5 protein-coding genes and 2 pseudogenes are annotated in these 7108 nt (G+C 71.6%); 6 read left to right on the top strand and 1 reads right to left on the bottom strand.

What is annotated here, in order from left to right; all coding sequences use genetic code 11:
• The 4 genes and pseudogenes from AC2CHG_RS28810 to AC2CHG_RS28795 form a co-directional block, all read left to right on the top strand.
• A pseudogene (locus AC2CHG_RS28810) lies at nt 1-315 on the top strand (hypothetical protein); the annotation flags it as partial.
• Nucleotides 316-441: 126 nt separating this feature from the next.
• Complete coding sequence (locus AC2CHG_RS28805) at nt 442-2100, top strand: sodium:solute symporter family protein (RefSeq protein WP_366623228.1); 1659 nt, start codon at nt 442-444, stop codon at nt 2098-2100.
• Nucleotides 2101-2117: 17 nt separating this feature from the next.
• Nucleotides 2118-2441, top strand: coding sequence for a hypothetical protein (locus AC2CHG_RS28800; protein WP_366623230.1), 324 nt, complete (start codon nt 2118-2120; stop codon nt 2439-2441).
• Between the two features lie 76 nt (nt 2442-2517).
• Entirely contained in the window at nt 2518-2901 is a 384-nt protein-coding gene (locus AC2CHG_RS28795; RefSeq protein ID WP_262014059.1) for a hypothetical protein, read from the top strand.
• 108 nt (nt 2902-3009) lie between these two features.
• Here the strand turns inward: AC2CHG_RS28795 and AC2CHG_RS28790 are convergent, their stop codons facing one another.
• Nucleotides 3010-4818 (bottom strand): glycoside hydrolase family 6 protein, encoded by a 1809-nt coding sequence (locus AC2CHG_RS28790; RefSeq protein WP_484525975.1) that lies wholly within the window; start codon nt 4816-4818, stop codon nt 3010-3012.
• Nucleotides 4819-5395: 577 nt separating this feature from the next.
• On the opposite strand from AC2CHG_RS28790, the gene AC2CHG_RS28785 reads away from it, so the two are divergent.
• Entirely contained in the window at nt 5396-6760 is a 1365-nt protein-coding gene (locus AC2CHG_RS28785) for a hypothetical protein (protein ID WP_484525974.1), read from the top strand.
• A 79-nt stretch (nt 6761-6839) separates the two neighbouring features.
• Nucleotides 6840-7108, top strand: a pseudogene (locus AC2CHG_RS28780) (class F sortase); the annotation flags it as partial.

Genomic DNA, 7108 nt, shown 5'->3' with positions numbered 1-7108 from the left:
GGCCTGGCCGGCGTGGACCGGCCCACGCCCGGCGCGGTACCCGCCGACGCGGCGACGCTGTTCGCGCCGGAGGCCGCGCAGGGCTTCCGGGACCGCTGGCGCGACGTGCAGCTGCGCTTCGTGGACGACCCGCGCGCCGCGGTCGGCGAGGCGGAGTCGCTGGTCGAGGAGGCCATCGAGGCGCTCTCCACCGCCCTGCGCGAGCAGCGCACCCGGCTCGGCGCCTGGCAGGAGTCCGGCTCCACCGACACCGAGCAGCTCCGGGTCGCCGTGCGCGGCTACCGCGACTTCCTGGACCGCGTGCTGGGCCGCTGAGAAACCGACACGAAGCCCCGGCCGGTGACCCGGCCGGGGCTTCCGCACGTCCGGACCGAACAGCAGGTATGAAACTTCGCAATCGGGGTACGTGCGGTCAGCGGTGCACACGAGGGGAGCACGGTCATGGGCGGTGGCGGCCTGCGATTGAACATGAACGCCCTGGACTATCTGATCCTGGCGCTCTACTTCGTCACGGTGCTCGGCGTCGGTTTCGCCGCCCGGCGCGCGATCCGCACCAGCGTGGACTTCTTCCTCTCCGGCCGCTCGCTGCCCGCCTGGGTCACCGGCCTGGCGTTCGTCTCGGCGAACCTGGGCGCGCTGGAGATCATCGGCATGGCCGCCAACGGCGCCCAGTACGGCATCATGACCGTGCACTACTACTGGATCGGCGCCGTGCCGGCGATGGTCTTCCTCGGCATCGTGATGATGCCGTTCTACTACGGCTCCAAGGTCCGCAGCGTCCCCGAGTACCTGCGGCTGCGCTTCAACCGCCCCACCCACCTGCTCAACGCGATCAGCTTCGCGGTCGCGCAGGTGCTCATCGCGGGCGTAAACCTCTACGCGCTGGCCCTGATCATGCAGGCGTTGCTCGGCTGGCCGCTCTGGTTCGCGATCATCGTCGGCGCGGTGATCGTGCTGGCGTACATCACCGTCGGCGGGCTCTCCGGCGCCATCTACAACGAGGTGCTCCAGTTCTTCGTGATCATCGCCGGTCTGGTGCCGATCACGGTGATCGGGCTGGTCAAGGTCGGCGGCGTGAGCGGCCTGATGGACGCGGTCCGCGACTCCAAGCTCGGCGAGGCCGGGCTGCACGCCTGGGAGGGCACCGGCAGCACCGGCAACCCGCTCGGCGCGCACTGGCTGGGCATCGTGTTCGGCCTCGGCTTCGTGCTCTCCTTCGGCTACTGGACCACGAACTTCGCCGAGGTGCAGCGCGCCCTGTCCGCGCGGAACATGAGCGCCGCCCGGCGTACGCCGATCATCGCCGCGTACCCGAAGCTGCTCATCCCGGCGGTCACCGTGATCCCCGGCCTGATCGCCCTGGTCACCGTGAAAGGGCTGGGCGCCGACGAGGGCGACCTGGTCTACAACAACGCGATCCCGCTGCTCATGCGCGACCTGCTGCCCAACGGCGTGCTCGGTATCGCGGTCACCGGCCTGGTGGCCTCGTTCATGGCCGGCATGGCGGCGAACGTCAGCGGCTTCAACACCGTGTTCACGTACGACATCTGGCAGGCGTACTTCCGGCGCGACATGCCGGACGAGCACTACGTGAAGGTGGGCCGGCTCGCCACCGTCGGCGCCGTGGTGATCGGCATCGGCACCGCGTTCATCGCCGCCGGGTTCAGCAACATCATGAACTACATCCAGGCGCTGTTCTCGGTGTTCAACGCGCCGCTGTTCGGCACGTTCATCATCGGTATGTTCTGGCGGCGGATGACGCCGCTGGCCGGGTTCTGGTCGCTGCTGTCCGGCACCGTCGTCGCCACCGCCACGTACCTGCTCTACAAGGGCGGCGTGATCAGCTTCAACTCGGACCTGGAGGAGAGCTTCTGGGGCGCGGGCCTGGCCTTCGCCACCGTCGCGGTGGTGGCCGCGATCGTCACGCCGCTGACCCGGCCGAAGACCGACGACCAGCTGACCGGGCTGGTGTACGGCCTCAGCGACACCACGCTCGCCGACGACTCACTGGCCGGCGACGCCGCCTGGTACCGCTCCCCGGTGCTGCTCGGCGTCGTCGCGGTGGTCCTCGCCGCCCTGTTCTACATCCCGGTCTTCTGAAGGAGGGGACGCACGCCATGGCAGACGACGCGGGCCGCCACTACCAGGGCGGCGAGGCGCACGACCCGCTGGTCGACGAGACCGAGGACGCCCGGGAGGAACGCTCCGCCGCGGCCCGGCTCTTCGACATCCGCCGGGTCATCGGTGGCCTGTTCGTGGTGTACGGGCTGATCGTCGGGCTGATGGGGCTGTTCGACACGTCCGCCGAGATCGACAAGGCGCAGGGCGTCCGGATCAACCTGTGGGCGGGCGCGGCGATGCTGGTGTTCGGCCTGCTGATGCTGCTGTGGCTGCGGCTGCGCCCGACCGAGACGCCGGAGCAACACCACGACGAGTCCTGATCCCCGCCGACCGCATGGCGCGGCCCGCACCGGGTACGCCTCGGGGATCAGGCGGAAGGGACAGGAGGGCAGCAGCATGACCGATCGTGACCGCGGTGGCGAGCGGCCGCTGGAGGAGACCCCCGAGGTGGCCGCGGCGGTGGACGACGACAGCACGGTGCCCCAGTTGCGCAGCGGCGGCACCGACCCGGACAACCCCGTCTTCACCGAGCCCGACGGGGCGGTGCCCGACACCGGGTCGCCGAACCTCATCGGTGACCCGTACGCGGCCGGTACCGGCGCGACAGGCACCGGGACGGGTGCCGCACCGGACGACATCCGCACCGGCGCCGAGCAGCCCTGGGATCCGGAGGACCTGGTGCAGGCCCGCGGTCAGGACATGACCCCGGAGAACCTGGAGCGGGCCCGCCGCGACCTGGCCGAGCTGGGTCGGGCGGCGATCGAGCGCACCGTGCCCTGACACCGGCACGGCCGAGGGCCCCTGGCCGACGTGGGCGTCGACCAGGGGCCCGGGGAACCCGCGCGGCGGTGCCTCACTCCCGCCGCCGCGGGTGGCCCGTACCGCGGCTCAGGAGAGCGGCGGGTACGCGTTCTGCATGAGCTGCTGGAACTGGGCGGCGAACCAGGCGCCGGAGATCGGCGCGTCCGGCAGGGCACCGGACATGCTGTTGCCGTTGCGGGCGTTACCGGTGTAGGTCGGGTCGCACATCCGGTCGAAGCCCTTGCCCTCGTTGTTCGGGATCTCCTTGCTGGAGCCGTCCGACTCACCCGGGGGCTTCACCCAGACGTAGGCGTCGATCCCGGGCTCCGGGTTGGCCCGCGGCCGCTCGCCGAGGCCCGCGCCGGCCTGGTTGCACCAGTTGCCGGTGTGGAAGCGGCGGTCGACCCGGCCGCCGTCGACGTACGCGTCCACGCTGGTCGACGGGCCGGGGCCGGTCGGCCGGGCGGTGCCGCCCCAACCGTTGCGGGAGGTGTCGATCAGCATGCCGATGTTGCTGTCGAAGCCGATCGAGACCAGCTTCTGCCGGAACGCCTGGGCGAACGACAGCTCGTCGAGGTACTGGTTCCAGTCGGCCCACTTGGACTGCCGCACGGTCTGGCCGTTCACCGTGTCGGTGATCTTGACGTACGGCTCCTTCAGCGCGGAGTAGTTCGCCGTGTTGACGATGAAGCCCTGCACGTTGGCGACGGTGCTGCCGGACGCCACGGCGGCGGCCTTGAGCTGGTCGGCGACCGGGCCGAAGTTGCTGTCCCAGCCGATCCAGCCGTGGTGGGCGGCGTCGATGTAGTTGTAGACGTTGCCGATCGCACCCAGCTTCGCCAGGGCGTAGCCGACACCGTTCACGTACGCGCCGTTGGCCTTCACCGTGTCACACATGACCGTGCCGCCCGCGTTGCCCGAGGTGTTGGTCACCAGGTTGGGCAGCGAGTCGATCTCGATGATGTTGACGATGCGCAGGTTCCGGTACTTCGAGTCGCCCTGGATCGCGGCGATCGGGTCGATGTACTCGGCCTTGTAGCGGGGCAGCTCGTCCGGGCCCAGCTCACCGTTCGAGGCGAGCGCGGAGCAGTCCCGGCCGGGCAGGTTGTAGATGACGAACTGGATGTAGCCGGCGCCCTGGGCGAGCGCGGCGTCCAGGTGGTCACGGACGCCCATCGCTCCGTTGGAGCTGCTGTCCGGCGTGCCGTTGATGGCGGCGATCCGGTCGATCCAGACGGCGGTCGGGTTGTTCGACACCCGGTTGCCGCCGGACACCGACTCGGCCTTGGCCTTCCACTCGGGGTTCACGTACCCCTTCACGCCGGCGTACGGGTTGTCGACCCGCTGCCCGGGCGGCGGGGTCGTCGTCGGCGGCGTCGAGGTCGGCGGCGTCGACGTCGGCGGGGTGCTCGTGGGGGGAGTGCTGGTCGGCGGCGTACTCGTCGGCGGGGTGCTGGTGGTCGGCGTGCCGCCGTTGCACACAGTGCCGTTGAGCGTGAACTGGGTCGGCTTGGGGTTGCTGCCGCTCCAGGAGCCGTTGAAGCCGATGGTGGTGCTGGCGCCGCTGGCGAGCGCCCCGTTGTACGACTCGTTCTGCGCGGTGACGTTCTGGCCGCTCTGGGACCACCGCGCGGACCAGCCGTTCACCACCCGCTGCGAGCTGTTCGGGAAGGTGAAGCCGAGGTTCCACGACGTGAGCGCGTCACCGATGTTCTTGATGGTCACGGTGCCGGTGAATCCACCGGGCCAGTCGCTGGTCGTGTAGGTCACGCTGCACTGCGTGGCGGCCTGCGCCGCGGTGACCGGGAGGGTCACCAGTCCACCGGCTACCAGGACGCCGGCGCCGGTGAGCGCAAGCGTCCGGTTCCGGCCGGACAGCCTTCTCCACAGATTCATGCCACTGATCTCCTTGGGCGAGACCGGATCCGCGTACGGCCCGGCGCAATGGCGGCTGCGGTCGTCCTGCGGGAACGACCGTGCGCGCCACGGGTTACTTCGGGGGACGCCCGACCCGGACGGGCGTTGTGGGGGTGGTGGTGCCGACCGGTCCGCAGGACCGGCCGATGGAGCCGGACGTCGGCCGATGGTGCCGGCTGCCCTCGACGTCTGAGCTCGCGGTGTGGCTCCCCGAACCGCGTGCAGCGATTCTTGCATGGGAGCGCTTCCATGGCAATGGCTCGATGCGCCTCGCCCCACCGTACCGCCGCCCCCAGTCGCGCCGCCCCACCGGCGCCCCTCAGCTCGGGTGGAACGTCATGGGTGCCGAAACGGCCCGGAGACACCCATGACGTTCCACTCGGCGCGCGGACCGCGGTCGCGGCGAAGGACATCCGATCCGCGCGCGGCGTCGGACAGGGCACGCATCCGCCCCAACATCAGCAAATCCCTAAAAGCGAATCTTTCCCCGAATAAGTCGCGAAAAGGTCTAACGTCGGCCTTAGCTCGACCGACGTCGGGCTCAGGACGAACAGGGATGGAGACGCTGGTCATGGCTAAGAAGATGCTCGGGAAGGTGGTCGCGGGCGCCGCCCTCGGCGGAGCCGGCCTTCTCGCGTTCACCCCGGGAATGGCCTACGCGGGCGGGCACGACGAGGGCAAGGTCATCGCCAAGCCCCACGTGGTGAAGGCGGGGGACACGGTCGAGCTGCTCGCGATCTGCTCCGAGCCGCAGAAGCACGCCACCGTCTGGTCGAAGGTCACCGGCAAGGTCGACCTGCACCCGGCCCGCGACGGCGAGCACGGCGACTGGGCCGACCGCGGCGGCGACTGGGGCGGCGACCAGGACTGGGGCTGGGACGACAAGGGGCCCGACGGCAAGGACGAGCACGGCAAGGGCCCGGACGGCAAGGACGACCACGGCAAGGGCCCGGACGGCAAGGACGACCACGGCAAGGGCCCGGACGGCAAGGACGACCACGGGAAGGGCCCGGACGGCCGCGGCGAGCCGGGCGGGGAGGGGCACGGTCCGGACGGCAACGGCCCCGGCGGCAACGGTCCGGACGGCAACGGGCCCGGCGGGAACGGCCCGGGTGGCGACGGCATGCCGCAGCCTCCGGCGAACCAGCCCCAGCCGCCGGCCGGTCAGCCGGAAGGGCAGCCGCAGCCGGGTGGCGCGGGCGCCGGCGCGGCCGTCGACCCCGGCGACTGGCAGGGGCACGACGAGTACGGCCAGGACGCCGAGCCGGGCTGGGAGAAGGAGAAGCCGGGCGGGCCGGACTGGACCAAGGACGAGCACGGCCCCGACGGCAAGGACCGGCACGGCAAGGACGCCAAGGACGAGCACGGCAAGGACGACCGTGGCGGCCGGCCGGACGACAAGGGCAAGGACGGCAAGGACGAGCACGGCTCCTGGCAGGACGGCAAGGACGACTGGCAGGGCGGCAAGGACGCCAAGGACGAGCACGGCTCCTGGCAGGACGGCAAGGACGACTGGCAGGGCGGCAAGGACGACTGGCAGGGCGGCAAGGACGACTGGCAGGGCGGCAAGGACGACTGGCAGGCGAGCGGAGGCGCCTGGCAGGAGGACAAGGGCGACTACGGCAAGGACGCCGAGCGCGACTACGGCAAGGACGAGTGGGAGCACGGGAAGGACTTCGTCTACTACGGCGAGGCCACCGTGTCGCACGACGCCCGGCCGGGCCGGTACGAGCTGCGGGGCACCTGCGGTGAGGGCGAGCTGGTGGTCCTGCCGCGCGGTGGGGTCGACGGCGGCGACGGTGGCATGACGACCACCGGCGTGGACCGTACCCTCGCCACCGGCGGCGCGGGCATGATCGGCGCCGCGGCGCTGGGCGGCCTGGTGCTGCTGCGCCGGCGGCGGGCCGGTGGCCTGGTCTGACCGGACGACGACCCGGGCCGGCGGCCGCCACGGAAGTCCGTGGCGTGCCGCCGGCACGGCCGTCGTCGTCCTGCTCGCCATGGCCGGGGCCGGTCTGATCGGCGCGTCCGTGCGGACCGTCCCGCCACCGTCACCGCCGCAGCCGCTCGGTCAGGCGGCTCCGGCCACCACCGGCCCGCAGAGCGATCCGGGTGGCGCCGACGCCGACCCGGACGCCGAGGGCCGACCCGCACCGGGCACCGAGGGCCAATCGGCACCGGGCACCACCGGCGAGTCCACACCGGGCGGCACCGGCCGGCCGGCAGCGGACCCCGCCGGGGGCGGCCCGGCGACGCCAGGCCCGGCAAC

The organism is Micromonospora sp. ATLC20 (assembly GCF_057196585.1).
This window is presented reverse-complemented; position numbering and strand designations above follow the sequence as displayed.

Excerpts from the sequence above, each read along its gene's own strand:
- AC2CHG_RS28805 (WP_366623228.1), top strand. The coding sequence starts at position 442 with ATGGGCGGTGGCGGCCTGCGATTGAACATGAACGCCCTGGACTATCTG.
- AC2CHG_RS28795 (WP_262014059.1), top strand. The coding sequence starts at position 2,518 with ATGACCGATCGTGACCGCGGTGGCGAGCGGCCGCTGGAGGAGACCCCC.
- AC2CHG_RS28800 (WP_366623230.1), top strand. The coding sequence starts at position 2,118 with ATGGCAGACGACGCGGGCCGCCACTACCAGGGCGGCGAGGCGCACGAC.
- AC2CHG_RS28790 (WP_484525975.1), bottom strand. The coding sequence starts at position 4,818 with ATGAATCTGTGGAGAAGGCTGTCCGGCCGGAACCGGACGCTTGCGCTC.
- AC2CHG_RS28785 (WP_484525974.1), top strand. The coding sequence starts at position 5,396 with ATGGAGACGCTGGTCATGGCTAAGAAGATGCTCGGGAAGGTGGTCGCG.